This is a genomic window from Catenulispora sp. MAP12-49, assembly GCF_041262705.1.
In the GTDB taxonomy this organism is placed as follows: domain Bacteria; phylum Actinomycetota; class Actinomycetes; order Streptomycetales; family Catenulisporaceae; genus Catenulispora.
The window spans coordinates 166164-192405 of the sequence record NZ_JBGCCP010000006.1 but is presented as its reverse complement, the minus strand read 5'-3'; the positions used below and the strand labels follow the sequence as shown (position 1 = coordinate 192405).

Here is a 26242-nt window from a genome sequence, read left to right as displayed (position 1 = left end):
CCGCAACGAGCGGGACGGAGGGGACTACCAATGATCATCTGGGGCTGGAAAACCGTCTTCCGGGTCATCGGCAGCGGGGTGTTCTCCTGCCCGACCTGCGGTACGGACCGGAACTACGAACGGCGCAAGGCACAGCGGTTCTTCACGCTGTTCTTCATCCCCCTGATCCCGCTGAAGACCGTCGGCGAGTTCGTCCGCTGCACGTACTGCAAGAACGACTTCCGCGACTCGGTCCTGGCCCGGCCCACCGCGTCGCAGTTCACCGACCTGCTGCAGAACACGGTGCGCGGGGTGATGGTCAACGTACTGCGACGCGGCGGCTGGGAGCACCCCGGCGCGCGCGCGATCGCGGTCCAGGAGATCGTCACGGCCGGCGCGGTCGGCTACGGCGAGCAGAACCTGGCCCAGGACATGCAGGTGGTCCCCGCGGACCTGACGCAGATGCTGGCGAGCCTGGCCGGCCAACTCCCCGACGCCGGCCGCGAGGCCCTGGTCGCAGGCGCCACCCGCGTCGCCGCCGCCGACGGCCCGGTGCAGCCGGCCGAGCGCGCGGTGATCGACTCGGTCGGCGCGGCACTGGGGATGAGCCAGGCCTATGTGGCCGGGATCGTGGCGGCGGTGCCGGCGGCGGTTGCTCCGGCGCAGGCTCCGGCTTGGGGTACCGGCGCACAGGTTCCGCCGCAGGCCCAGGCCCCGGCCCAGGCCCCGGCTTGGGGTACCGCAGCGCAGGTTCCGCCGCAGGCTCCGGCCGGTGCGGGCATGGAGACCATGATGATCCAGGCTCCGCAGCCGCCTTCGGCCACGGGCGCCCAGGACGCGGTGCCGCCGCAGGCTCCCGCGTCCGGCATGGAAACCATGTTGATCCAGGCGCCCCAGCCCGCTCCGGTGACCGGCTCGCACGGCGCTGTTCCGCCGCAGACTCCGCCTCCGGCCGGCGGTTCGGGCATGGAGACCATGCTCATCCAGGCTCCGCAGCCCGCTCCGGTGACCGGCTCGCACGGCGCTGTTCCGCCGCAGACTCCGCCTCCGGCCGGCGGTTCGGGCATGGAGACCATGCTCATCCCGGCGCCCCAGCCCGCCCCGGCGACCGGCAGCTACGGCGCGGTCCCGGTCCCGGTTCCGGTTCCGCCGCAGCAGGACACCGTTCCCGAGCCGCCGCCCACGCGGGTCGAGCCGCCGGCCAACGCGATGGAGACCATGGTCATCCCGGTCCCGCCGCAGCAGCCGACCATCCCGGCTCCGCCGCCGACCATGGTCGACAACTCGTCGTCGATGGAGACGATGGTGGTTCCGCTGCCGCGTCCCGTGGACCCGGTCGACGAGCCCACGCACGTCACCCGCGCCGACGACCCGGGACCGGCCGGGGGTTGGCCGCCGCCGCGTCAGGAGCAGTGATCTCGCTCACTTTCGCGGCCGCGGCGAGCTGACGGTGCCCGAGGGCCCGTGCCGGACGGACTTCCGTCCCGCGCGGGCCCTCCGCCGTCCCCGGCCGCCGCCTACACTGGGTCAATGCCCCTGCACCGCGATGAAGGCGTCGTCCTGCGTACCCGGAACCTCGGGGAGGCCGACCGGATCATCACCTTCCTCACCCGTGACCGCGGGCGGGTGCGGGCCGTGGCCAAGGGGGTGCGCCGCACGTCGTCGAAGTTCGGGTCGCGGCTGGAGCCCTTCACGTTCGTCGACGTCCAGATCTTCGAGAAGCAGGGCCGCGACCTGCACCTGGTCACCCAGGCCGAGACGCTGGCGGCGTACGGCGGGACGCTGGTCTCCGACTACCCGGCCTACACCGCCGGGCAGGCGATGCTGGAGACCGCCGAGCGGTTGAGTGAAGATGATGTGCCCGCCGTGCAGCAGTACCTCCTGCTGGTCGGCGGGTTGCGTACGCTGGCCTCAGGTGAGCACGCCGCCGGACTGGTCCTGGACGCGTTCCTGCTGCGCTCCCTGGCCATCGCCGGCTACGCGCCGTCCTTCGAGGACTGCGCGCGCTGCGGGGACCCGGGAGTGCACCGGTTCTTCAACCTTCCGGCCGGCGGGGCGGTGTGCCCGGACTGCAAGCCGGCGGGGTCGGTGGCCCCGGCCCGTGAGACACTCGCCCTGTTGGGGGCGCTGCTCGCGGGAGACTGGGGGACCGCCGACGCCAGTGCCGACAAGCACCGGCGGGAGGGCAGCGGCCTGGTCGCCGCCTACCTGCAGTGGCATCTGGAGCGCGGCCTGCGGTCCCTGCGCCTGGTCGAGCGCTGAGGCGGCGGTGGCGGGCGTGAGAGCACGACGTAGTACGAGATAGGTGGAGCGGTGAGACTGACCCGTCGGATCCTGGAAGAACGCCTCGCCAAGCGGCAGCCGGGCGTCAACCGGGACCCCTTCCCGCACAAGCGCGGCGCCCTGCCGCCGGACATCCCCCTGGACCTGGTGCCCCGGCACGTGGCCCTGGTGATGGACGGCAACGGCCGCTGGGCCAAGGAGCGCGGCCTGTCGCGCATAGAGGGCCACAAGATCGGCGAGGCCTCGCTGTTCGACGTGGTCGAGGGCGCGGTGCAGCTCGGCGGCATCACGCACATCTCCGCCTACGCCTTCTCCACCGAGAACTGGAAGCGCTCCCCGGAGGAGGTCCGCTTCCTCATGGGCTTCAACCGCGACACCATCCGCCGCCGCATCGGCGAGATGGACGAGCTCGGCGTCCGCATCCGCTGGGCCGGCCGCCGCCCCCGCCTGTGGAAGTCGGTCATCGACGAGCTGGAGTGGGCCGAGGAGCGCACCAAGGACAACAAGCTCCTGACCCTCACCATGTGCGTCAACTACGGCGGCCGCTGGGAGATCGCCGACGCCATGGCCGCCATGGGCCGCGACATCAAGGCCGGCCGCCTGGACCCGTCGAAGATCAACGAGAAGACGGTCACCCGCTACCTCTACGAGCCGGACATGCCGGACGTGGACCTGTTCATCCGCTCCTCCGGCGAGCACCGCACCTCGAACTTCCTGATGTGGGAGTCGGCCTACGCGGAGTTCGTCTTCGACGACACCCTCTGGCCGGACTTCGACCGCACCAACCTGTGGCGCGCCTGCGAGTCCTTCGCCAGCCGGGACCGCCGCTACGGCGGAGCGATCACGAACGAGGCGCAGTTCGCGGCCGAGGCGGACGAGCAGGAGTACGAGTACAACGAGAGCGAGTACGCGGACCCTGATGAGGTCGCGTGACGCATAGCGGTTCGCGGGCATAGCGAACGGACCCCCTCGCACTCCTATTGAGTGAGAGGGGGTCCATTCTGTGAGAGCTGCTGATGAGGCCGAGTTCCGCGAGTACATGGCGGCACGTTGGCCGGCGCTGGTGCGCACGGCGTATCTGCTGACCGGTGATCGGCACAGTGCTGAAGACCTGGCGCAGACCGCTTTGGAGAAGGCGGCTGTGGCGTGGGGCAAAGTGCGGCGTGCGGACAACGCAGATGCGTACGTGCGCCGGATCCTGGTGAACACGCACCTGGCGCGGTTCCGACGCAAACGAGTCGTGGAGATCCTGGACACGGAGACCCCTGAGGTTCCCTCCACGGATTCCGCGCAACAGATCGCTTTGCGCGATGAACTGTTGAAGGCGCTGGCCACCCTTCCTAAGAGGCAGTGCGCAGTAGTGGTGCTGCGCTATTGGGAAGACCTCACCGAGGCGCAGACCGCTGCCATCCTCGGGTGCTCTGTGGGAACCGTCCGGAGCCAGGCTTTCAAGGCCCTCGCCAAGCTGCGGGTCAGTCCTTTGCTGAGGGAGTCGGACCCTCTCTCTTTCGATATGAGCGAGGAGGGAAGGGCATGAACGACATCACACAGTCCGCATTGGAAGGCGTGCTCACAGCGCGGGCCGAGAGCCTGACCGTGGGGTCGGCGCCGGTCGACGCGGTGCTCGCCGGGGCGCGGCGTCGCGGCGCGCGGCGGCGGGCGACGGTGGCCGCGGCCGGGGTGCTGGCGGTCGCGGGGGTGGGAGCCGAAGTCGCGGGTCTCGGCGGGTCGGGGTCGGTTTCGGCGGGCGCCGGCGTGCGGCGCTGGGTTCCGGTGGTGACCCAGCAGGTCGGGCTCGCCGCCGGGCAGCGGCCGATGTCCGGCGAGCAGGTGATCGCCAGCGGAACGGTGGACGGGGCGCCGTGGCAGGCGGTGATGACGGAGAAGACCGATCCGGCCGCGACCGACCCGATGTTCGCCGCGGCCCTGCTGAACCAGAAGGTGGTCGGGGCTGCCAAGATGACCTGCGTCCACGTCGCCCTGTGGGTGGCCGGGGCCCTGTCCGGAGACGGGGCCGGCTGCGGCCAGGAGGCCAGTCCGACCGTCGGTGAGATCCTGCCCGGCTTCTACGTCGAGGGCACCAAGACACAGGCCACGTTCATGGCCATGGTCTCCGGGGACGACACGAAGGTCGTGTGGTCGGGCAAGGACGGCTTCCGGCAGGAGGTGGTTCCGTTGGCGACACCCTTCCCGGGGGTGAGACTGGCGGTCTTCCCGGACCGGGTGCAGATGCTTCCCGGCGACGATTTCGCCGAGTACAACAGTGCCGGCGCGGTGGTCTCCCGCTTCGATGTGCCGGCCCGCGGTGTGCCGCTGCCGGACAGGCTGCCGTCCTGAGAGCTGCGGTCCTGAGACAAGTCCGAGGGCGCTCCGCGGTCATGCGACGACCGCGGGACGCCCTCGGACCGTCCCAAGCTACCGTGCCGGGCCGGGGCCGTGCCCCGCGCGGTGGCGGGCTCGGCGTGTCTCAGATCCAGCGTGTTCCAGGCCTGGCAAGTACCAGGCCCGCCGTGTTCCAGACCCGGCAAGTACCAGGCCTGCCGTGCCTCAGTGGTCCCCGCAGGTCCCGAAGATCTCCAGCGTGTGCGACACGTCCGAGTACCCGTGCTCGGCGGCGACCCGGGCCGCCCAGCTCTCCACCACCGCCGGGCCCTCGACCTCGACGGTCTTGCCGCACTCGCGGCACACCAGGTGGTGGTGGTGCCGGGGGGTGGAGCAGCGGCGGTAGATCACCTCGCGGTCGCCGGTGCGCAGCACGTCCACCTCGCCGGCGTCGGCCAGGGACTGCAGGGCGCGGTAGACGGTGGTCAGGCCGACCGACTCGCCGCGCTGCTTGAGCAGGTCGTGCAGGTCCTGGGCGCTGCGGAAGTCGTCGACCTCGTCCAGCAGCGCCGCGACCGCCGACCGCTGGCGGGTGGAGCGGCCCTGGGCCGGCAGGCCCCGGCCGCTGTCGCCGTGGTGGTCGCCGGAGGTGTCTGCGGTACTCACTGTCCTTCTCCTAGCGCTTGGCGTGCGGATCGGTGCGCGGTGCCGGGGGGTCGGCCGGCCGGGGGGCGGCCCGATGTCATTGTGGCAGGGTCATTGTGGCAGGCTCTGGGTGGTTGCGAGCGGCTTGTTCGGCCGCGGGATCGGGTTCGTGCGCGGGCGGCCGCACCCGGGAGCCGCTCCGGCCCCGCCCCCGGCGCACCAGGCCGGCGCAGATGCTGGCGATCATGAACACCGCGATCGCGATGAGCACGATCGACGCGCCGGGCGGGGTGTCCGCGTAGTACGACATGGTGACGCCGGAGAACGCCGCGCCGACCCCGACCACCATCGCCGCCCCCATCGTCGCGGCGAAGGCCCGGGTCAGCTGCTGCGCGGCGGCCACCGGCACCACCATCAGGGCGCTGACCATGAGCACCCCGACCACGCGCATGCCCACGGTCACCGTCACCGCGGTGGTCACCGCCATCAGCAGGTTCAGTGACCGCACCGGCAGCCCGGCGACCCGCGCGAACTCCTCGTCCTGGCACACCGCGAACAAAGCCCGCCGCAGCCCCAGCGTGACCAGCAGCACCCCGACCGCCAGCGCCGCGATCGCCCACAGGTCCCCGTCGGAGGTGGACAGGATCGAGCCGAACAGATACGAGTTCAGGTTCGCGTTGCCGCCCGACAGCGAGATCAGCATCGACCCGCCGGCCAGCCCGCCGTAGAAGAGCATGGCCAGCGCCACGTCCCCGCTGGCCTTGGCCCGCTCCCGGATCAGCTCCACCGCCGCCGCCCCGGCCACCGCCACCAGCACCGCCCCCCACACCGGCGAGGTCTTGGTCAGCAGGCCCAGCCCCACACCGGTGAGCGCGACATGCCCCAGCCCGTCACCCATGAGCGCCAGCCGGCGCTGCACCAGGTAGGTGCCGATGGCCGGCGCGGCCAGTCCGATGGCCAGCGCCGCGAGGAACGCGCGCTGCATGAAGGGCAGGCTGAAGATGGTGTCGTTCAGCATGCGGGGCCTGCTTTCGGGGTGGGGGAGGGGGCGGCCGGGGGTGAGGGCGCGAGCGCCGAGGCCGACTGCGACTGCGGCGAGGCCGGCAGCGTCGAGCTATTCGCGACGGTTGCCGCACTCAGCCGACCGGTGCCGGCGTGTGTGGCCGTCGCACTCGGCCGACCGCAGCCGGCGTGCGTGGCCGTCGCCCCCGGCTGCCCGGTGCCGCGGCCGGCGCGCGGGACCGGCGGCCGGGCGGCGCGCCTCATCCCCGTCCGTCCTTGCTCGTCAGCGCCTCCACCGGCGCGTGTCCCGGCGGGCACTCCGGCGTTCCCGGCGCGTCGGCCGGGCCGCCGTGCGGGTGCACGTGGTCGTGGACGTCGTCGTCGTCATGGTCGTGGCCGGGGGCCTTGTGGCCGTGGCCGGCGTCGGGTTCGCCGTGCTCGACCGGGGCGCCGTCGTAGCGGACCACGCCGGCGCGCAGGACCACCGTGCGGTCGATGAGCGGGGCCAGCGGGCCCAGTTCGTGCAGGACCAGCAGGATGGTCGTGCCGTGCGCGGACAGGTCGGCCAGGGTGTCGGCGAAGGCCTGCTGGCTGACCAGGTCCACGCCGGCCATCGGCTCGTCCATGATCAGCAGGTCCGGGCGCCGGGCCAGGGCCCGGGCGATCAGCACGCGCTGCTGCTGGCCGCCGGACAGCGATGCCACCGGGTCGCCGAAGCGCTCCAGCATGCCCACGGTGGCCAGGGCCTCGCGGACCGCGCCGCGGTCGCCGCGGGTGCGGCGCCGGATCCAGCTCCGCGGGCTGAGCAGGCCGGAGGCCACGACCTCGCCGACCGTGGCCGGGACGCCGGCCGCGGCCGTGGTGCGCTGCGGTACGTACCCGACCCGCTGCCAGGCCTTGAACGCCGGCAGCGGCGTGCCGAACAGGTCGATGCGCCCGCTGTCCACCGGGTAGAGGCCGACGACGGTCTTGACCAGCGTGGACTTGCCCGAGCCGTTGGCCCCCAGCAGCGCCACGGTCTGGCCGCCGGGCACCCGCAGGTCCACGCCGTGCAGGATCCGCCGGCCGCCGAGCGAGACGGTCACGCCGTGCGCGGCCACCACCGGCGGGGGCGCCTCGCCGGGCGCGGTCACGGCCACGGCCGGGGTCCGCCGGGCCATCACGAGCACCCCAGCGCGAGGCGCAGCGCGGCCAGGTTGTCGCGCATGATCGAGAGGTAGTCCTGGGCCGAGGGATCCTTGACGCCCTCGATCGGGTCGAGCACCGCGGCCTTGGTCCCGGTGTCCGCCGCCAGCGTCCGGGCGGTCTTGGGGCTGGCCAGGGTCTCGAAGAAGACCGTGGTCACGCCCTCAGTCTTGATCAGGTGCTGGATCTTCGCGAGGTGGGCGGCGCTGGGCTCGTCGTCCGGCGACAGCCCGGCCAGCGGCACCTGCACCAGGCCGTAGCGCTCGGCGAGGTAGCCGAAGGCGGCGTGGCTGGTGACGATGTCCTTGCGCGTGCAGTGCGCGAGCCCGGCCCGGTAGTCGGCGTCCAGGGCCTTGAGCTGGGCGTCCAGCGTGGCCTGGTTCGCCTGGTAGTCGGCGGCGTGCGCGGGGTCGATCCGCTGCAGCTCGGCCGACACCGCGTCGGCGATCCTGCCGAAGTCGACCGGATCGAGCCAGACGTGCGGATCGGCGCTGTGCGCGTCGCCCTCGCCGAGGTCGCCGTGGTCCTCCAGGTGCACCACGGTCGCGGTGTCCAGGGCGGCTCTGGGCTTGTTCTCGGCCACGGCGGCGTCCACGGCGGGCTGCAGCCCCTTCTCGTAGATGGCCAGGTCGGCCTGGCTCACGGCCCCGACCTGCGACGGCGTCAGCTCCAGGTCGTGCGGCTCGGCGCCGGGCTTGGTGAGGTTGCGCACGGCCACGTGCTCGCCGCCGATCCGCTCGGCGAGGTAGGCGAAGGGGTAGAAGCCGGCCACGACGTCGAGCTGCCCGGCGGCGGCCTGGCTGCCGGACTGCTTCAGGCAGCCGCTCAGGGCCAGCACCACCACCAGGACGGCGGCCACGCCGGCCGCTCGGAGGCGGCGGATGCGGCGGGTGCCGGTGGTGCGGGAGAGCATGTGTCCATGGTCTCTGAAAATGAAAATGATTGTCAATTTTCCCGATTGGCACACGATGGGGCGCGATGGGGCGTGCCGGGGCGCGGTGCCGCCGGAGCCCGCAGCCCGCGGCCGGCCCCGGTGCTGACCTGCGCCGGAAACCGTTCCTAAACCCCGCCGCGATCACGCTAAGCTGGGCCATCATCCGAAACCCGGCATCCGGCCGGGCTTCGCCACCGTGGATGCGGTGGCAACAAGAAAGAGAGCGACTGTGGCCGCCGACAAGATCGAGACCATCGTCCGGCTCGCGAAGAGCCGTGGCTTCGTGTTCCCCTCCAGCGAGATCTACGGCGGCACGAAGGCCGCCTACGACTACGGGCCCCTCGGCGTGGAGCTCAAGGAGAACATCAAGCGCCAATGGTGGAAGACCATGGTCACCGGCCGTGAGGACGTCGTCGGCCTGGACTCCTCGGTCATCCTGGCGCGCGAGGTGTGGGAGGCCTCCGGCCACGTCAAGGAGTTCACCGACCCGCTGACCGAGTGCCAGTCCTGCCACAAGCGCTACCGCGAAGACCATCTCATCGAGGCCTTCGAGGCCAAGCACAAGCGCGCGCCGGAGCGGGGCCTGGCCGACATCAACTGCCCGAACTGCGGGAACAAGGGCACGTTCACCGAGCCCAAGGTCTTCAACCTGATGCTGCAGACCCACCTGGGCGTCACCATGGAGGACGCGGGCCTGGCCTACCTGCGCCCCGAGACCGCGCAGGGCATCTTCGTGTCCTACAAGACGGTGCGGGACGCCTCGCGCAAGAAGCCGCCGTTCGGCATCGGCCAGATCGGCAAGTCGTTCCGCAACGAGATCACCCCGGGCAACTTCATCTTCCGGACCCGCGAGTTCGAGCAGATGGAGATGGAGTTCTTCGTCAAGCCCGGCGAGGACGAGCAGTGGTTCGAGTACTGGCTCAACGAGCGCTACAGCTGGTGGACCGACCTGGGTCTGAAGCCTGAGAACCTGCGCTTCTTCGAGCACCCGCAGGAGAAGCTGTCGCACTACTCCAAGCGCACCGTCGACATCGAGTACCGCTTCAACTTCGGCGGCCAGGAGTTCTCCGAGCTCGAGGGCATCGCCAACCGCACCGACTTCGACCTGTCCACGCACTCCAAGCACTCCGGCGAGGACTTCACCCAGTTGGAGCAGGAGACCGGCGAGCGCTGGACGCCGTTCGTGGTGGAGCCGGCGGCCGGTGTGAACCGCGGCATGCTCGCCTTCCTGCTCGACGCCTACGCCGAGGACGAGGCCCCCAACGCCAAGGGCCAGATGGAGGTCCGCAAGGTCCTGCGCCTGGACAAGCGCCTGGCCCCGGTGAAGGCCGCGGTCCTGCCGCTGTCCCGCAACGCCGACCTCTCGCCCAAGGCCCGGGACCTGGCGCAGCTGCTGCGCAAGAACTGGAACGTCGAGTTCGACGACGCCGGCGCCATCGGCCGCCGCTACCGCCGCCAGGACGAGATCGGCACCCCGTTCTGCATCACGGTGGACTTCGACACCCTCGACGACCAGGCCGTGACCGTGCGCGAGCGGGACTCGATGGAGCAGGAGCGGGTGTCCCTGGACAAGGTCGAGGGCTACCTCGCCGCCCGCCTGATCGGGGCCTGAGGCTCCGGCACGCAGGCCTGAGGCCGCGACCTATATAAGGGTGGGCCGCCGGAGGTTTCCGGTGGCCCACCCTTGTCAGTGCGAGCGGCGCCGCACGAAGGGGCGCGCGAGGAAGAACGCCGCCACCAGCATCGCCAGTCCGGCGGCGCCGTGCACGGCCCACACCCCGGCGTAGGTCGGGCCGCCCCAGGAATCGCGGGTGTAGCCGGGCAGGCCCAGGTCAGGGCGCAGCGGGTAGCAGATGTTGGTGAAGGCCAGCCAGACGAGGTAGCCGGCGAGTGCGAACGCGGGCACTGCGAGCAGGGCACGAACAGGGCCGGGCAGAGTGCTTAGAGTGCCCAGAGTGCCGCGGTCGGACTTCACTGTCGTCGAGGTCATGCCTCCAGCCTGGCGTTTCGCCCCCGCCGAAACGATCGTGCGAGCACGAGTCTTCCGGGGTGGGGTTAACCGAACCCCGCTGGGCCGACCGAACCCCACCCCGCCCGGCGCGTCGGTGCGCCAGTGCCTCAGTGCCTCAGTGCCTCAGTGTCCGTGGTGGTGCTTGTCCGAGGGCGGCGGGCACAGCGCCGACGCCTTCACGACCGACTCCCCGTTGACCTGCCACTGCCCCTTCACGCCGGTCGGCACCATGCTGTACTCGATCCGGTCGCCGAGGGAGTCCTTCGGCTGGAGTGCTTTGCCCGGGGTGTGGGTCTGGACGTTGCCGCGCACCACACCGGACAGGTCTTCGCAGAAGCCGACGGTCGCCTGCTCCGGCGTGAGGTTCTCCACCACCACGTTCGACAGCACCGAGAAGCCCACCGGCTGCTGCTTGGCGCTGATCCACGCCTGCGCCCAGCTGTGTGCCTGCTGGTAGCCGGTGCCGGTCCAGTAGCGCTTCAGGTCCGCGGTGCCGGCCTCGGCCGGCTGGTACGCCGCGGCGTACATCGCCTTGTACGCCTGCGTCGCGTTCCACAGCACGATGTGATGTGTCAGATCCTGGAAGGCCGGGGTGGTCGCGTAGAACACCTGAATGGTGTTCGGCAGCTGTATCCCCGGCTTCGGCGCGTTGTGGTGCGAGCTCGACTCGGTGTCCGGGCTCTGCCCGTTCGCCGCCGGCTGCTGCTCCACCGTCGAGGGCGGCGGGACGTCCGCGGCGTGCGGATTCGTGTTGCACGCCGAGATCCCGGCCGCGATGAAGACCCCCAGTGCGCCGGCCAGCATGCCCTGCGCCAGTTTGTCGCGCCCGCGCTCCGGCCCCCGCCCCCGCGGGCCGTTCGCGTCCGCACCGCTGCCACCGGTGCGGTTCCCTCTCACCACTTCTCTACTCACTCTCGCCCACCCGCTGTTCTGCTGTTCCAGCGGTGTCCCCCCGCCGGTTTCTTAACTCTTTCCTTATGACGTTCAGACTAACGGGCCGGTTGTCACAAGGCCGACTGGAATATCCGAACGGGTGCTCCGCCGCGCTATGGGATCCTGGAAGGGTGACTTCCCCAGACAAACAGACTCTGACTCTGGGCTCCCTGCCCGTTGCGCCGCCCGTGGTGCTGGCCCCGATGGCCGGCATCACCAATGTGGCGTTCCGCCAGCTGTGCCGCGAGCACGGCGCCGGGATCTACGTCTGCGAGATGGTCATGACCCGCGCCCTGGTGGAGCGGAACGAGAAGACCCTGCGCATGGTGACCTTCGCCGGCGACGAGAAGCCGCGCAGCCTTCAGTTGTACGGAGTGGATCCGGTCACAGTCCGCAAGGCGGTGGAGATGATCGCCGCCGAGGACCTGGCCGACCACGTGGACATGAACTTCGGATGCCCCGTTCCGCGCGTTACACGCAAGGGAGGGGGCGCGGCTTTGCCGTACAAGCGCCGCCTGTTCGGCCAGATCGTCGAGTCCGCGGTCCAGGCCGCCGCCCCGGCCGGCATCCCGGTCACGGTCAAGATGCGCATCGGCATCGACGACGAGCACCACACCTTCCTGGAGGCCGGCCGCATCGCCCAGGACGCCGGCGCGGCCTGGGTCGCCCTGCACGGCCGCACCGCGGCCCAGCGCTACAGCGGCGAGGCCGACTGGACCGCGATCAAGGCCTTGAAGGACGAGCTGGAGGTCCCGGTCCTGGGCAACGGCGACATCTGGGAGGCCGACGACGCGCTGCGCATGATGAACCAGACCGGCGCCGACGGCGTGGTGGTCGGGCGCGGCTGCCTGGGGCGGCCCTGGCTGTTCGCCGACCTGGCTGCCGCGTTCGAAGGACGCACCGAGCGCAAGCTCCCCGCCCTCGGCGAGGTCATGGCCACCATGCGCCGCCACGCCGAACTGCTCGCCTCCTGGCTCGGCACCGAGCGCGAGGGCGTCGTGGACTTCCGCAAGCACGTGGCCTGGTACCTCAAGGGCTTCCCGGTCGGCGGCGACGTGCGCCGGGGCCTGGCGATGTCCTCCTCGCTGGCCGAGCTCGACGGCTTCTTCGCGCACCTGGACCCCGACACGCCGTTCCCGACCGACACCCTCGGCAAGCCGCGCGGGCGCACCAACTCCCCGGGCAAGGTCACGCTGCCGCACGGCTGGCTCGACGACCGGGACGACGACACGGTGCCGGCCGGGGCCGAGATGGAGGACTCCGGCGGCTGACGGCCCCCGAACCGCCTCCGGGCAGCGAAGAGCGCCGGAACCCTCCAGGCGGTCCCGGCGCTCTCCTCGGAGATCCCCGGCTCAGCTCTTCTTGATCGCCGAGATCTCCAGCTCCAGCTGGATCTTGTCGCTGACCAGCACGCCGCCGGTCTCCAGCGCCGCGTTCCAGGTCATGCCGAAGTCCTTGCGGCTGACGCTGGTCTTGGCCTCGAACCCGATGCGGGTGTTGCCGTAGGGGTCGACGGTGGTGCCGAGGAACTCCACGTCGAACTCGACCGGCTTGGTGACGTCCTTGACGGTCAGGTCGCCCCGCAGGACGAACTGGTCCTCGCCCTTGGCGGCCACGCCGGTGGACTTGAAGGTCATGTCCGGGAACTTGTCCTGCTCGAAGAAGTCGCCGGAGAGCAGGTGGCCGTTGCGCTGCTCGTTGCGGGTGTCGACGCTGGCGACCTTCACCGAGGCCTCGGCGCTGCTCTTCTCGGGGTTCGCGCCGTCGATGTGGATCTCGCCCTCGAACTCGTTGAAGCCTCCGCGGACCTTGGTCACCATGGCGTGCCGGGCGATGAACCCGACCGTGCTGTGCGCCACGTCGAAGGTGTAGTCGCCGGTCAGGGACGCGTAGTCGGTGCTCATTTGGTGCTTCCTCCTGGTGGGCTCGGTGCGGGACCGCGCCGAGCGATCTTGGTTGAGGCTTCAACTAACCTATCGTCCCGCACAGCACACCTTGCGGCACATTCATTCCCGGCGGTTCCCCGGGAGGTCCGCATGGGTGACGCTCCCCACGCCCTGGGTGAGGCGGCTCACAGGAACGAAACGCTTGAATCGGGGTATAGCCCTGGCGAACACGCCGGGTCGACGCGCTACGCTCCGCAGCGTCAGGGCAATGCGGCGGGACACCCCCTCAGTCCGTCCCGTCGCCGCCGCGGTGTGTGCCACACAGATCAGTCAGGGAGTATCTGCGTGACGAAGTTCGTGTACGACTTCACCGAAGGCAACAAGGACCTCAAGGACCTGCTCGGCGGCAAGGGCGCCAACCTCGCCGAGATGACCAACCTCGGGCTGCCGGTCCCTCCCGGCTTCACCATCACCACCGACGCCTGCCGCGTCTATCTGGAGCACGGCCAGGAGCCGCCGGAGCTGCGGGAACAGGTGTCGGAGTACCTCGACGCGCTCGAGGCGAAGATGGGCCGGAAGCTGGGGCAGGCCGACGGGCCGCTGCTGGTCTCGGTCCGCTCCGGAGCCAAGTTCTCCATGCCGGGGATGATGGACACGGTCCTGAACATCGGATTGAACGACGAGTCGGTGCTCGGGCTCGCCGCCCAGGCCGACGGCGCCGAGAACCAGGGCAGCGCGCAGCGCTTCGCCTGGGACTCCTACCGGCGCCTCATCCAGATGTTCGGCAAGACCGTCCTCGGTGTGGACGGCGAGCACTTCGACGAGGCGCTGGAGGAGGCCAAGCGGGCCAAGGGCACGCACAACGACCTCGACCTGACCGCCGAGGACCTGCGCGCGCTGGTCGAGTCCTTCAAGGCGATCGTGGAGAAGGAGGCCGGCCGCGCCTTCCCGCAGGAGCCCCGCGAGCAGATGGACCTGGCCATCCGGGCCGTGTTCGACTCCTGGAACGGCGACCGCGCCAAGCTCTACCGCCGCCAGGAGCGCATCCCCAACGACCTGGGCACCGCCGTGAACGTGTGTTCCATGGTGTTCGGCAACCTGGGCATGGACTCCGGCACCGGCGTCGCCTTCACCCGCGACCCCGCCTCCGGCCAGACCGGCGTCTACGGCGACTACCTGCAGAACGCGCAGGGCGAGGACGTCGTGGCCGGCATCCGCAACACGGTGCCGCTGGACGAGCTGGAGCGGATCGACGCCTCCTCCTACGCCGAGCTCACCGGCATCATGACCACGCTCGAACAGCACTACCGCGACCTGTGCGACATCGAGTTCACCATCGAGCGCGGCAAACTGTGGATGCTCCAGACCCGCGTCGGCAAGCGCACCGCCGCCGCCGCGTTCCGGATCGCCGTCCAGCTCGTCGACGAGGGCCTGATCAGCCAGGACGAGGCCGTGGACCGGGTCACCGGCGCGCAGCTGGCGCAGCTGATGTTCCCCCGCTTCGACGAGAACGCCAAGACCGAGGAGATCGCCCGGGGCATGAACGCCTCGCCCGGCGCCGCCTCCGGCAAGGCCGTGTTCGACTCCTACACCGCGGTGAAGTGGTCGCGCTCGGGGGAGAAGGTCATCCTGATCCGCCGCGAGACCAACCCCGACGACCTGAACGGCATGATCGCGGCACAGGGCATCCTCACCTCCCGCGGCGGCAAGACCTCCCACGCCGCCGTCGTCGCCCGCGGCATGGGCAAGACGTGCGTGTGCGGCGCGGAGTCGCTGGACGTGGACACCAAGCGCCGCCGGATGACCGCGCCGAACGGCGAGGTCGTGGAGGAGGGCGACGTCATCTCCGTCGACGGCACCTCCGGCCGGGTCTACCTCGGCGACGTCCCGGTCGTCGCCTCCCCGGTCGTGGAGTACTTCGAGGGACGGCTCGGCGCCGACTCCCCGAAGGCCGACGACCTGGTCAAGGCCGTGCACCGGATCATGACCTGGTCCGACGAGCGCCGCCGGCTGTACGTCCGGGCCAACGCCGACACGCCCGAGGACGCCGCGCGCGCCCGGCGCTTCGGCGCGCAGGGCATCGGCCTGTGCCGCACCGAGCACATGTTCCTGGGCGAGCGGCGCGCGCTGATCGAGCGCCTGATCCTGGCCGAGGACGACGAGGAGCGCGAGGCCGCGCTGGCCGAGCTGCTGCCGATGCAGCGCGACGACTTCGTCGCCATCTTCACGGCCATGGGCGGCCTGCCGGTGACCGTGCGCCTGCTGGACCCGCCGCTGCACGAGTTCCTGCCGGACATCACCGAGCTGTCGGTGCGGGTGGCGGTGGCCGAGGCCAAGGGCGAGGAGAACGAGAACGACCTGCGCCTGCTGCAGGCCGTGCACAAGATGCACGAGGCCAACCCGATGCTGGGCCTGCGCGGCGTCCGCCTGGGCCTGGTCATCCCGGGCCTGTTCATGATGCAGGTGCGGGCCATCGCCGAGGCCGCGGCGCAGGTCGCCAAGGCCGGCGGCGTGGCGCGGGTGGAGATCATGGTCCCGCTGGTCGGCGCGGTCCAGGAGCTGGAGATCATCCGCGACGAGGCCCAGCAGGTCCTGGCCGAGGTCAAGGAGCGCACCGGCGCCGACGTCCGCAGCCTGATCGGCACCATGATCGAGCTGCCGCGCGCGGCCCTGACCGCGGGCCAGATCGCCGAGGCCGCGCAGTTCTTCTCCTTCGGCACCAACGACCTGACGCAGACCACGTGGGGCTTCTCCCGCGACGACGTCGAGGGCGCCTTCTTCTCGGCGTACCTGGACCGCGGCATCTTCGGCGTGTCGCCGTTCGAGACGCTGGACCGCGAGGGCGTCGGCAGCCTGGTCCGCATCGCGGCCGAGGAGGGCCGCAAGACCCGCCCGGACCTGAAGCTCGGCGTATGCGGCGAGCACGGCGGCGACCCGGACTCGGTGCACTTCTTCCACGAGGTGGGGCTGGACTACGTGTCCTGCTCCCCGTTCCGGGTGCCGGTGGCCCGGCTGGAGGCGGCTCGGGCGGCGATCGAGTCCGCGGGGAGCGACTCGCGCTGAGTGATTCGTGCTGAGCGGGTGAGCTCGAGCGCTGAGGATTGAGCACTAAGGGTTGAGCGCTGAGGGTTGAGCGCTGAGCTCCGACAGGCCGGGTGTCCGCGAGGGCGCCCGGCCTGTTCCGTTTGTCTACCGCTTCCGTTTGTCTACCGCCCCACCGATCCGTCGATCATCTCCCGCATGATGTCCAGGTGCCCGGCATGCCGCGCCAGCTCCTCGACCGTGTGGACCAGAATCCATCGCAGGGTCCGGTCTTCGCGTGCTGATACCGCGTCGAGGTCGTCGAGCGTGGCCCAGATCGCGTCGGCCCGTGCCGCCGTGGCGCGGTAGGCCGCTACGCATCCTGCGACGGTGTCCGTCTCCGTCACGTCCATCCCCAGTTCGGGGAAGGGATCGCGGCCCAGGAACGCCCACTCCACCCACACGAGTTCCGCGCCGGTCAGGTGCTTCAGGATGCCCAGCGGGCTGGTGCCGGAGGGGACGGCGGGCTTGCGGGCGATGTCGTCGGGCAGGCCTTCGACCTTGCGGATGATGGCTTCGCGCAGGTAGCGCATGAAGGCCAGGAGGGTTTCCTTCTCTCCGGCGACGACGGCGGGCGGTCCCTGATCGCTCATGGCGGCAACGGTAGCGGTCGGCGGCTTTGTCGGAGGTGTCGTTTAGCCTGGGTCCGTGGACGAGCGCGTTGATCTCGAAGCGCACCGGGCCGAGCTGACGGCGTACTGCTATCGCATGCTCGGGTCCGTCCACGATGCCGAGGACCAGGTGCAGGAGACGTTGCTGCGTGCCTGGAAGGCCCGCGACCGCTATGACCCGGCCCGAGCCTCCGTGCGGACCTGGCTCTACCGCATCGCCACCAATGTCTGCCTGACCGCGCTCGAATCGCGCGGGCGCCGGCCGCTGCCCTCAGGCCTCGGCGCCCCGAGCCGCGATACCGAGGCGCCGCTGCGTCCGGCGCTGGACGTCCCGTGGCTCGAGCCGTTCCCCGACGCCCGCTTCGACGCCGATGCCCGGGCCGACCTGCGGCTGGCCTGGGTCGCGGCGGTGCAGGAGCTGCCCGCGCGGCAGCGGGCCGCGCTGGTGCTGCGCGATGTGCTCGACTTCTCCGCCGCCGAGGTCGCCGAACAGCTCGGCTCCACGGTCGCGGCGGTGAACAGCGCGCTGCAACGGGCCCGCGTGACCGTCGACGGTCTCGGCGGGGCCGCCGAGGTGCGCGAGGCGCCCGATCCCGATCGGCACGCCGTCATCGAGCGCTACATCCACGCCTTCGAGGCCGCGGACGTGCCGGCGCTGGTGAAGCTGCTCGCCGACGACGTCGTCATGGAGATGCCGCCGGTCCCGCTCTGGTACCGCGGGCGCGAGCACTACGGCTTGTTCATGGAGCGCGTCTTCCGGCTGAACGGCACCGGCTGGCGCGCCGTCCCCACCTCGGCCAACGGCCAGCCCGCGCTGGCCGCCTACGCCCCGAGCCCGGGCGGCGGCCACCACCCGCACACGCTCCAGGTCTTCACCGTCGTCGGCGGCCTGGTCACGGCCAACGTGGTGTTCGCCGATCCGGCCGTGTTCGACGTTTTCGGCCTGCCGCGATGAGTCCGGTCGGTGCCGCCGGTATGTACCGGTGAGACACCGACCGAGAGGAACCCGCCGTGACCACCAGCCCCGCCACCCCTGCCACCCCCGCCCGTTTCCTCGTCTTCTGGGAGCGGCCGACCGACCCCGAGGCCTTCGAGCGCCACTACCGCGAGGTGCACATCCCGCTGGCCCGGCGGATCCCGCTGCTGCGCTCCTACGCCATCAGCGACAACCCGGTCCCGGTCCGGGGCGAGCCCTACTTCCGGATCGCCGAGCTGCGCTGGGACTCGATGGACGACCTGCGCGCCGGGATCGACTCGCCGGAGGGCAAGGCGTGCGCGGATGACGTCGAGATCCTCGCGCGGTACGCCACGGTCCGCAGCATGGTCCTCGCCCCATTTGAGGAACTGCTCTAGAAACAACAAATCCATCGCGGGGTCGCTATAGAGATTCGTGCTGTAAAAGAATGACCAGAGCGGCCGTCCCGGGAGCCCGACCCGGGGTGGCCGCTCGTCTGAGCCGCGTGAACCGCGACGCCGCCGAGTCTTCGGTTTCTGTTGGCCCGCGCGGGTTACCGTGGGGCGGTGACTGATCTGAGGACGACGCCCGCCGATGCGTACAGCGACGCCGACCGGGAGCGTCATCTGCCGGACCATCCCAGCAACGTGCGGCGTACCGCCTTCGAGCGGGACCGGGCCCGGGTGCTGCACAGCGCGGCGCTGCGCCGGCTGGCGGCCAAGACCCAGGTGGTCGCGCCGGGGTCGAGCGACTCGGCCTTCGGTGCCTATCTGGACAGTCCGCGCACCCGCCTGACCCACAGCCTGGAGTGCGCGCAGATCGGCCGGGAACTGGGCAAGGAGCTCGGTGCCGACCCGGATCTGATGGAGGCCGCCTGCCTGTCCCACGACCTGGGGCACCCGCCGTTCGGCCACACCGGCGAGGAGGCGCTGGCCCTGGCCTCGGCCGAGTGCGGCGGCTTCGAGGGCAACGCGCAGTCCTTCCGGATCCTGGTCCGGCTGGAGGCCAAGGCACTCGGCCCGGAAGGCGAGCCCGGCGGGCTGAACCTGACGCGGGCCGCGCTGGACGCCGCGACGAAGTACCCGTGGACCCGCGCCGAGGGCCAGGCGCGCGGCACCGGGAAGTTCGGCGTCTACGCCGACGACGAGCCGGTCTTCGCCTGGATGCGCACCGGCGCGGTGCCCGGCCGCGGCTGCTTCGAGGCGCAGGTGATGGACTGGTCCGACGACGTGGCCTACTCCGTCCACGACCTCGAAGACGCCCTGCACGCCGGCTACCTGGTCCCCAAGGCGCTGCTGTCGCTCACCGAGCAGGCCGAGCTGTTCGAGCTCGCCGAGATCCGCTACGCGCCGGGTGCCAGCGCGCCGGAGCTGTGCGAGGCCCTGAACCGGCTGATGGCCCTGGACTACTGGCCCGGAGACTACGACGGCTCGTTCGCCGCGCAGGCCGCGCTGAAGAACGCCACCAGCAGCCTGATCGGCCGGTTCTGCCAGTCCGCGGCCGCCGCCACCCGCGAGGCCGCCGCCGGCGATGCCGACAGGGCCGCGGTCACCGGACCGCTCACCCGCTACGCCGCCGACCTCGTCGTGCCGCGCGAGATCCGGCTGGAGTGCGCGCTGCTCAAGGCGATCACCGCGCGCTACGTGATGCAGCGCGACGACGCGCGCGAGCGCCGCCGGTTGCAGCGGGAGCTGGTCACGAGCCTGGTCGAGGGCCTGTCGGCGCTGCCCGATCACCTGGAGCCGGCCTTCCGCGCCTGGTACGCCGCCGCCATCGACGACTGCACCCGGCTGCGGGTGGTCGTGGATCAAGTAGCGTCACTCACCGATGACGCCGCGTACGCCCTGAGCAGGAGACTCGGTACCGTCTGACGGCACGGCTAAACTCTGGATGTGGCCGGCCAGATCAAAGACGACGATATCGAGCGAGTACGCAGGGCGGCCTCGATCGTCGATGTCGTCGGCGCCGTGGTCCAACTGCGCAACGGCGGCGGGGGGAACCTGAAGGGCCTGTGCCCGTTCCACGACGAGAAGTCGCCGTCCTTCCAGGTCAGCCCGTCCAAGAACTTCTACCACTGCTTCGGCTGCGGCGTCGGCGGCGACGTCCTGAAGTTCGTCATGGAGTACGACCACCTCTCCTTCCCCGAGGCGGTCGAGCGGCTGGCCGGCCAGTACAACATCGAGCTGCGCTACACCGAGGGCGGCTACACGAACCAGGGTGTGCGCAGCGAGCGCACCCGCCTGATCGAGGCGCACAAGGTCGCCGCGGAGTACTTCGTCGACCAGTTGGCCACGCCGGCCGCCGCCAAGGCCCGGGAGATCCTGAGCGCGCGCGGGTTCGACACCTCCGCGATCGAGCATTTCCGCGTCGGCTTCGCCCCGGAGTCCTGGGAGTCGCTGGTCCGGCACCTGCGCGGCCGCGGCTTCACCGACAAGGAGATCCTGACCGGCGGTCTGGCCTCCGAGGGCCGCCGCGGCGCGATGGACCGCTTCCGCAACCGCTTGATGTGGCCGATCGCCGACCTGTCCGGCGACGTGATCGGGTTCGGCGGCCGCCGGCTCACCGACGACCCGGACACCCCGAAGTACCTCAACAGCCCCGAGACGCCGATCTACAAGAAGTCCTCGGTGCTCTACGGCCTGGAGCTCGCGCGCAAGGAGATCATCAAGCAGGAGCGCGCGGTCGTGGTCGAGGGCTACACCGACGTGATGGCCTGCCATCTGGCCGGCGTGACGACCGCGGTGGCCACCTGCGGCACCGCCTTCGGCGAGGAGCACATCAAGATCCTGCGACGGCTGCTGGCCGACCGGAACCAGTTCCTCGGGGTCGAGGTGGTCTTCACCTTCGACGGTGACTCGGCCGGCCAGAAGGCGGCCATGCGCGCGTATCTGGACGAGGACAAGTTCGTCACGCAGACCTTCGTGGCCGTCGAGCCCAGCGGGATGGACCCGTGCGATCTGCGGCTGGCCAAGGGCGACGTGGCCGTGCGCGAACTGGTCGCCACCCGGACCCGGCTGTTCGAGTTCGTGATCCGTGCCGAGCTGGCCAAGCAGAACCTCGACGAGTCCGAGGGCCGGGTGCACGCTTTGCGGACCACCGCCCCGATCGTGGCCAAGATCCGGGATTCGGCGCTGCGCAACGACTACACCCGCCGGCTGGCCGGCTGGCTCGGGCTGGAGGAGCGGGACGTGCAGTCGGCGGTGCGCCGGCTGCTCGCCGCCGCCGGGGTCCGGCCGGAGGTCCCGGTCTCCGGCGGCCAGGGGCCCTCAGGGGGCCGTGGCGGCGACTGGGGCGACCGCCGGGGGAATCAGGGCTCGAACAACCGGCGCGGCGGCTACGGGGGCGGCCAGGGCGGCTTCGGGGGCGGTCGCGGCGGGGGTCGTGACGACCGGGGCGAGCGCGGCGGCTGGGGCGGGCGCGAGGACCGCGACCGCGGCGGCTACGGCGGCGGTCGTGGCGGTGGCCGCGGCGGTGGCGGCGGCTACGGCCGGTCGGAGCCGGACGGACTGTTCGGCGCCGAGGCCGCGACCGTCCCCGGAGGGCGCGATCCGGTGGCCGGCGCCGAGCGCGAGGCGTTGAAGATCGCGTTGCAGTTCCCGCAACTGGCCGGTGCCACGTTCGACGGTCTGGCGCCGGAGGAGTTCACTGTTCCCGCCTATGCCGCGGTGTGCGCGGGGGTGCGCGGGGCCGGCGGCTGCGGAGGCGGCAATGACAACAACTGGACCGGCCGGGTCCAGGATCAGGCTCCTGACGACGCCATCCGCGGGCTGGTCACCGAGCTCACCGTGGAACCGGTACATTCCCGCGGCGCGGCCGACGAGCGTTACGTCGCCGAAATCATGACAAGGGTGCGAATCCACACGGTCGACCGCCGTATCAAGGACGTGAGATCCAAGCTGCAACGGCTGAATCCGGTTACGGGTCAAGAGGAATACAACAAACTCTTCGGTGAACTCGTGGCGCTGGAGCAGTACAAGCGTGGCCTGGCGGAAGTCTCATAACGGTCACGGTTCCGTGACCGTCGGGTGATATCGATCTTGGTGAGTTTCCGTTATCTGGGATAGCTCAGGGGCGCGCGGGGTAAGCGTGTGGCGAAGACGTCGCGAACCCCCACTTGGAGCTTGTCGTGAACAGTGCTGTCGCACAGGGACCGGTCGCTCTCCTCGACGCCGTCGCGCCGACCCCCCACCCCACTGCTTCGTCCGCGGCCGAGCCCCGGACCGCTGTCGGTCTGGGCGATTCGGAGGAGCTCGGTCCCCTGCGGATCCCCGGGCCCGCCGCGCCGGAGATCGCAGAGCTCGAAGCGGTTTTGGAGGAGGAGGCCGAGACCGAGCCGGAGAAGGAAGCCGAGGCTGACTCGAAGGTCAACGCCTGGGCCGATTCCGCCGGACCGGCCGGTGACCTGTTCCGGCAGTACCTGCGGGAGATCGGCCGGGTGCCGCTGCTGAACGCGGTCCTGGAGGTCGAACTCGCCCAGGCCGTCGAGGCCGGCTTGTTCGCCGAGGAGAAGCTCACCTATGAGACCCACCTCAAGCCGCAGCTGCGGCGTGAGCTCGCCATCCTGGTCCTGGAGGGCCAGGCCGCCAAGCGCCGGCTGATCGAGGCGAACCTGCGCCTGGTGGTCTCGATCGCCAAGCGCTACCTCGGTCGCGGCATGTCGATCCTGGACCTGGTCCAGGAGGGCAACCTCGGTCTGATCCGCGCGGTGGAGAAGTTCGACTACACCCGCGGGTACAAGTTCTCCACCTACGCGACCTGGTGGATCCGGCAGGCGATGAGCCGGGCGCTGGCCGACCAGGCCCGCACCATCCGGGTGCCGGTGCACGTGGTCGAGCTGATGAACCGCGTGGTGCGGCTGCAGCGCCGGCTGTTGCAGGAGAACGGCGTCGAGCCCTCCCCGGACGACATCGCCGAGGTTCTGGGTGTCGCGGTCGAGCGGGTCGTGGAGGTGCTGCGCCTGGCCCAGGAGCCGGTGTCGCTGCACGCCCCGGTCGGCGAGGAGGACGACGTGGCGCTCGGCGACCTCATCGAGGACGCCGACGCGGTCTCCCCGGCCGATTCGGTCGCCGTGGTGATGCTGCGCGAGCACTTGGACGCGCTGTTGTCCACCCTCGGAGAGCGGGAGAAGCGCGTGGTGCAGCTGCGCTACGGGCTCACCGACGGCCAGCCGCACACCCTGGAGGAGATCGGCCGCACCTTCGGCGTCACGCGCGAGCGGATCCGGCAGATCGAGGCCAAGACCCTGGCCAAGCTGCGCGGTCACACCTATGCCGATCAGCTGCTTGACTACCTGCGATGACGGTGGGTAGTCACCAGGATACTGAATCGCACGGCGGGTGCCGGAACAGGTTGGGCGGGACCTGTTTCCGGCGCGCGGCGCATAGGGCATGATCTGGCGTCATGCCGATCGTCGCGGGTATCGATTCCTCGCCCAGCACCACACGAGTCGTCGTCTGCGATGCCCTCAGCGGGAAAGTGATCCGGAAGGCGGCGGTGGCCCACGCCGCGGCCGGGGACGACGACCCGCACGAGTGGTGGAACGCACTCGTCAAAGCCTGTGACGGCGACATCCTGGACGGGGTCCAGGCGGTCGCCGTCTCCGGCCAGCGCCAGGCGCTGGTGACGCTGGACAACGCCGGGGGCGTGGTGCGCCCGGCGCTGATGTCCACCGACTTCCGCGCCGCGAACTCCGCCGACGATCTGGTCGGCGAGGGCGGCGGACCGGGCGCCTGGGCCTCGGCGGTCGGCGCGGTGCCGACCGCGGCCTTCCCGATAGCCAAGCTGCGCTGGCTGGCCCAGCGCGAGCCCGAGAGCGCCGCGCGGGTGGCCGCCGTGCTCCAGCCGCACGACTGGCTGACCTGGCTGCTGCTCGGCGGCGCCGCGGCGCCGGTCACCGACCGCGGCGAGGCCTCCGGCACCGGCTACTGGTCGCCGTTCTCCAACGACTACCGCACGGCCCTGCTGGTGCACGCCTTCGGCCGCGAGGTCGCGGTGCCGCGCGTGCTGTCCCCGGTCGAGCCGGCCGGCAGCACCAACGCCGGCGTTCTGGTCGCGCCCGGAACGGGTTCGGCGATGGCGCAGGTGCTCGGCCTGTCCGCCGAGCCCGGCGACGTGGTGATCAGCATCGGCGCCACCGGCACGCTGTTCGCCGGCGGGCTGGAGCGCCCGGTGGCCGATCCCAGCGGCACCGTCTCCGGGTTCGCCGATGCCACCGGCGGCTTCCTGGCCATGGCCCGCACCGGCGAGGCGATGCCGACGCTGGAGGCCGCGGCGAAGATGATCGGCGTGGACCTGCAGAGCCTGTCCCGGCTCGCGCTGGAGTCCACGCCCGGGGCGCAGGGCGTGGTCTTGGTCCCGCCGATGGCCGGCCAGCCCGGTTCGCTGACCGGGCTGCGGCTGGCCCGGATGACCGCGCCGAACCTGGCGCGGGCGGCGGTGGAGGGCATGCTGTGCGGGATCGCCGAAGGGCTGGACGCGCTGGCGGCGCAGATGGCCGCGGTCGGCATGCCGCTGCGGCGCGTGATCCTCACCGGCAAGGGCGCGCGGCTGGACGCGGTGCGGCTGATAGCCCCGGCGATCTTCGGCGTCCCGGTCGCGGTCGCGGTGTCCGCCTCCTTCGAGGACGGCCCCGGCGGCGGCCTGACCTCCACCGGCGTGTTCGCCGCCCTGGACGCCACCGGCGTACCGCGCCCGGGCTCGGGCCGGCCCACCGGCGCGGTGATGCTCGGCGGCAGCGAGATCATGGCGATCGGCGCGGCCCGGCAGGCGGCGTGGGTCCTGGCCGCCTCCACGGCCCCCGGCGGCGAGGCGCCCAAGGCCCCGCCGACGTGGAACGAGGCCGTCATGTTCAAGGACTCCCCGAACGCCAAGGCCGGCATCGGCGCCGGGGTGCGCGCACAGTACGCCGGTGCCCGCGACGCGATGCTGGCCTCCATGGAGACCACCGCCACCCCAGCCGTGGGAAGTACCGTCCCGGCGTGAGTGATGCGGGCGGGACGAAGCGAAGCCCGGTTCCGCACCCCAGGTCCAGACACGGCCCCGAACCCCGGCCCAGCAGCCCCGCGATTTTATAGAAGAGGCCTTTTTATAGAAGAGGCCTTACACCATACTCCGCGCCGCATGCCGAGGGTCGGCCCCCGCGAGGGCGGGGGCCGACCGTCCGGACTGCCTGTCCCGGCGTCCGATCCGCTTGCCTCAGCCCGACATCGCGCAGCCGTTGGCCGCGTTGCTCCACGTCGGCTGCATGGCGAAGCTGCCGGTGGACAGGCTGATCGAGCCCAGGTCGTACCAGGCGCACAGGTCGCCGTTCTCCTCGCCGTCACCGGCCACCCAGCCCGAGGAGGGCTGCGGGTCGGTCATCGACTCGGCGTACTCGTGGCCCTCCACGATGCTGAAGCCGTCGAGCTGGTTGGCGACGCTGTTCGCGCCGCAGCTGCTGCCGGCGTCCAGGACGTACGGCATGTTGGTGTACGACACCGTGCCGTCGTAGTCGTGCCACGCGCAGAAGCCGGAGTTCGGGAACCCGTCGGGGTTGGTCCCGGACGGGCTCAGCACCACGATCTGGGTGTCGCCGGTCGGGGTGATCCCGAAGTGCGACACGCCGTTCTCCGCCTCGGCGGCTATGTCCGACTGCGCCGCGGACTGCGGGGCCGGGCTGCCGTCGTCCACCCAGGTGCCGGCGAGCACGGCGCCGCCGAACGTCGGGCCCGAGCCGGAGCTGTCGGTGTACTGGCTGGTGACCGTGGACCAGGAGTCCGAGCTCGTTCCCAGGCCGCTGAACAGGTTCTGCATGTAGCCCTCGACGCCGTTGGAGTCGCTGTCCCACTGGGAACCCCAGAAGACGAGGTACACCTGGACGTTGTGCTGGACCGGGCCGCCGCCGTAGTTCAACGGGCCGCCGGTGCCGCCGGACTCCGGCGCGAAGGTGTGGACCCGCGATGCCGTCGCCGCTGTCGACGCCGACCGCATCGGGACGATGCCGAACCGCCCGTGCGGCTGCGGCTTGTGGTGCTTGGCCTGCGCTGCGGCCTGCGGTGCGGCCTGCGTCGTCGCCGACGCCGCCCCACCGCTCATCGCGGCCAGGCCCGCGGCCAGCGCGAGCGCGCCGATCGCGGCCAGGCCCCGGTGCAGCCGGCGCGGGGCGAGATGCCGTTCGCTCATTCCCGTACTCCGTTCCGCCGCCTCCGAAAGCCGCGGACAGGGGTGCGCCCGCGACACGGTGGCGGCTTACAAGGGGATCCGGGCGGAGCGGGATGGTCCGCCCGGTGGAGCTGTGGGCCAGGGTCTTGATGTCAGGTTCCTGAACATCCGGTCCCTGACCCACTGCGACGGAGGCTAGCGCCGGGTGCTGGAGCGGTCGAGGAATGGGCGGGTCAAAGACCTTTTACTAGTTTTTGACACATAGGGTGGCGCAAA

Annotated in this window: 23 protein-coding genes; 14 read left to right on the top strand and 9 right to left on the bottom strand. The window is 71.1% G+C overall.

Annotated features, from left to right (window positions below; translation table 11 throughout):
* The first annotated feature begins 30 nt into the window (after window positions 1-30).
* From ABIA35_RS14820 to ABIA35_RS14800, 5 genes are all read left to right on the top strand, one after another.
* The gene (locus ABIA35_RS14820) at window positions 31-1395 is read left to right on the top strand and encodes a zinc-ribbon domain-containing protein (protein ID WP_370358261.1); all 1365 of its coding nucleotides are present in this window, start codon (window positions 31-33) and stop codon (window positions 1393-1395) included.
* A 114-nt stretch (window positions 1396-1509) separates the two neighbouring features.
* The gene (recO, locus tag ABIA35_RS14815) at window positions 1510-2241 is read left to right on the top strand and encodes a DNA repair protein RecO (protein ID WP_370338567.1); all 732 of its coding nucleotides are present in this window, start codon (window positions 1510-1512) and stop codon (window positions 2239-2241) included.
* 57 nt (window positions 2242-2298) lie between these two features.
* Window positions 2299-3195, top strand: a complete 897-nt coding sequence (locus ABIA35_RS14810) for an isoprenyl transferase (RefSeq protein ID WP_370339239.1) — start codon at window positions 2299-2301, stop codon at window positions 3193-3195.
* Window positions 3196-3265: 70 nt separating this feature from the next.
* Window positions 3266-3799: a SigE family RNA polymerase sigma factor gene (locus ABIA35_RS14805; protein WP_370338569.1), complete on the top strand. Its 534-nt coding sequence runs from the start codon at window positions 3266-3268 to the stop codon at window positions 3797-3799.
* Window positions 3796-4599, top strand: coding sequence for a hypothetical protein (locus ABIA35_RS14800; RefSeq protein WP_370358260.1), 804 nt, complete (start codon window positions 3796-3798; stop codon window positions 4597-4599). Before ABIA35_RS14805 ends, ABIA35_RS14800 begins: the two co-directional genes overlap by 4 nt.
* A 210-nt stretch (window positions 4600-4809) precedes the next feature.
* On the opposite strand, the gene ABIA35_RS14795 is transcribed toward ABIA35_RS14800, so the two are convergent.
* From ABIA35_RS14795 to ABIA35_RS14780, 4 genes are all read right to left on the bottom strand, one after another.
* Window positions 4810-5250 carry a Fur family transcriptional regulator gene (locus ABIA35_RS14795; RefSeq protein ID WP_323748192.1) on the bottom strand — a complete coding sequence of 147 codons (441 nt, stop codon included), beginning with the start codon at window positions 5248-5250 and terminating at the stop codon, window positions 4810-4812.
* Between the two features lie 76 nt (window positions 5251-5326).
* On the bottom strand, window positions 5327-6247 hold the full coding sequence (locus ABIA35_RS14790) for a metal ABC transporter permease (protein WP_370338573.1): 921 nt from the start codon (window positions 6245-6247) through the stop codon (window positions 5327-5329).
* Window positions 6248-6491: 244 nt separating this feature from the next.
* Entirely contained in the window at window positions 6492-7391 is a 900-nt protein-coding gene (locus tag ABIA35_RS14785) for a metal ABC transporter ATP-binding protein (protein WP_370358259.1), read from the bottom strand.
* A complete protein-coding gene (locus tag ABIA35_RS14780) occupies window positions 7391-8329 on the bottom strand; it encodes a metal ABC transporter substrate-binding protein (RefSeq protein WP_370358258.1) in 939 nt (312 codons plus the stop codon). The genes ABIA35_RS14785 and ABIA35_RS14780 overlap by 1 nt, the downstream gene beginning before the upstream one ends.
* 250 nt (window positions 8330-8579) lie before the next feature.
* On the opposite strand from ABIA35_RS14780, the gene ABIA35_RS14775 reads away from it, so the two are divergent.
* Window positions 8580-9962, top strand: coding sequence for a glycine--tRNA ligase (locus tag ABIA35_RS14775; RefSeq protein WP_370338577.1), 1383 nt, complete (start codon window positions 8580-8582; stop codon window positions 9960-9962).
* A 75-nt stretch (window positions 9963-10037) separates the two neighbouring features.
* Here ABIA35_RS14775 and ABIA35_RS14770 read toward each other — a convergent pair whose 3' ends face one another.
* The gene (locus tag ABIA35_RS14770) at window positions 10038-10340 is read right to left on the bottom strand and encodes a hypothetical protein (protein WP_370358257.1); all 303 of its coding nucleotides are present in this window, start codon (window positions 10338-10340) and stop codon (window positions 10038-10040) included.
* A 144-nt stretch (window positions 10341-10484) separates the two neighbouring features.
* The gene (locus ABIA35_RS14765; RefSeq protein ID WP_370338582.1) at window positions 10485-11258 is read right to left on the bottom strand and encodes a hypothetical protein; all 774 of its coding nucleotides are present in this window, start codon (window positions 11256-11258) and stop codon (window positions 10485-10487) included.
* Between the two features lie 239 nt (window positions 11259-11497).
* Here ABIA35_RS14765 and dusB point away from each other — a divergent pair, with 239 nt between their 5' ends.
* Window positions 11498-12565 (top strand): tRNA dihydrouridine synthase DusB, encoded by a 1068-nt coding sequence (gene dusB, locus ABIA35_RS14760; protein ID WP_370358323.1) that lies wholly within the window; start codon window positions 11498-11500, stop codon window positions 12563-12565.
* An 81-nt stretch (window positions 12566-12646) separates the two neighbouring features.
* Here the strand turns inward: dusB and ABIA35_RS14755 are convergent, their stop codons facing one another.
* Window positions 12647-13198 carry a YceI family protein gene (locus tag ABIA35_RS14755; RefSeq protein WP_370338584.1) on the bottom strand — a complete coding sequence of 184 codons (552 nt, stop codon included), beginning with the start codon at window positions 13196-13198 and terminating at the stop codon, window positions 12647-12649.
* 327 nt (window positions 13199-13525) lie between these two features.
* Here ABIA35_RS14755 and ppdK point away from each other — a divergent pair, with 327 nt between their 5' ends.
* Window positions 13526-16243, top strand: a complete 2718-nt coding sequence (gene ppdK / locus ABIA35_RS14750) for a pyruvate, phosphate dikinase (protein ID WP_370338586.1) — start codon at window positions 13526-13528, stop codon at window positions 16241-16243.
* Window positions 16244-16386: 143 nt separating this feature from the next.
* On the opposite strand, the gene ABIA35_RS14745 is transcribed toward ppdK, so the two are convergent.
* On the bottom strand, window positions 16387-16854 hold the full coding sequence (locus tag ABIA35_RS14745; RefSeq protein ID WP_370358256.1) for a DinB family protein: 468 nt from the start codon (window positions 16852-16854) through the stop codon (window positions 16387-16389).
* Window positions 16855-16909: 55 nt separating this feature from the next.
* Here ABIA35_RS14745 and ABIA35_RS14740 point away from each other — a divergent pair, with 55 nt between their 5' ends.
* The 6 genes from ABIA35_RS14740 to ABIA35_RS14715 all read left to right on the top strand — a co-directional run bounded on the left by ABIA35_RS14740 (window position 16910) and on the right by ABIA35_RS14715 (window position 24808).
* Entirely contained in the window at window positions 16910-17827 is a 918-nt protein-coding gene (locus tag ABIA35_RS14740; protein WP_370338590.1) for a sigma-70 family RNA polymerase sigma factor, read from the top strand.
* Between the two features lie 56 nt (window positions 17828-17883).
* Window positions 17884-18225, top strand: a complete 342-nt coding sequence (locus ABIA35_RS14735) for an EthD family reductase (RefSeq protein WP_370358255.1) — start codon at window positions 17884-17886, stop codon at window positions 18223-18225.
* Window positions 18226-18402: 177 nt separating this feature from the next.
* The gene (locus tag ABIA35_RS14730) at window positions 18403-19698 is read left to right on the top strand and encodes a deoxyguanosinetriphosphate triphosphohydrolase (protein ID WP_370358322.1); all 1296 of its coding nucleotides are present in this window, start codon (window positions 18403-18405) and stop codon (window positions 19696-19698) included.
* Window positions 19699-19719: 21 nt separating this feature from the next.
* Entirely contained in the window at window positions 19720-21828 is a 2109-nt protein-coding gene (dnaG, locus tag ABIA35_RS14725) for a DNA primase (RefSeq protein WP_370338593.1), read from the top strand.
* Window positions 21829-21953: 125 nt separating this feature from the next.
* Window positions 21954-23126, top strand: coding sequence for an RNA polymerase sigma factor (locus ABIA35_RS14720; RefSeq protein WP_370338595.1), 1173 nt, complete (start codon window positions 21954-21956; stop codon window positions 23124-23126).
* Window positions 23127-23227: 101 nt separating this feature from the next.
* Window positions 23228-24808: an FGGY family carbohydrate kinase gene (locus tag ABIA35_RS14715; RefSeq protein WP_370358254.1), complete on the top strand. Its 1581-nt coding sequence runs from the start codon at window positions 23228-23230 to the stop codon at window positions 24806-24808.
* 213 nt (window positions 24809-25021) lie between these two features.
* Here ABIA35_RS14715 and ABIA35_RS14710 read toward each other — a convergent pair whose 3' ends face one another.
* Complete coding sequence (locus tag ABIA35_RS14710) at window positions 25022-25987, bottom strand: hypothetical protein (protein WP_370338599.1); 966 nt, start codon at window positions 25985-25987, stop codon at window positions 25022-25024.
* Window positions 25988-26242 lie beyond the last annotated feature (255 nt).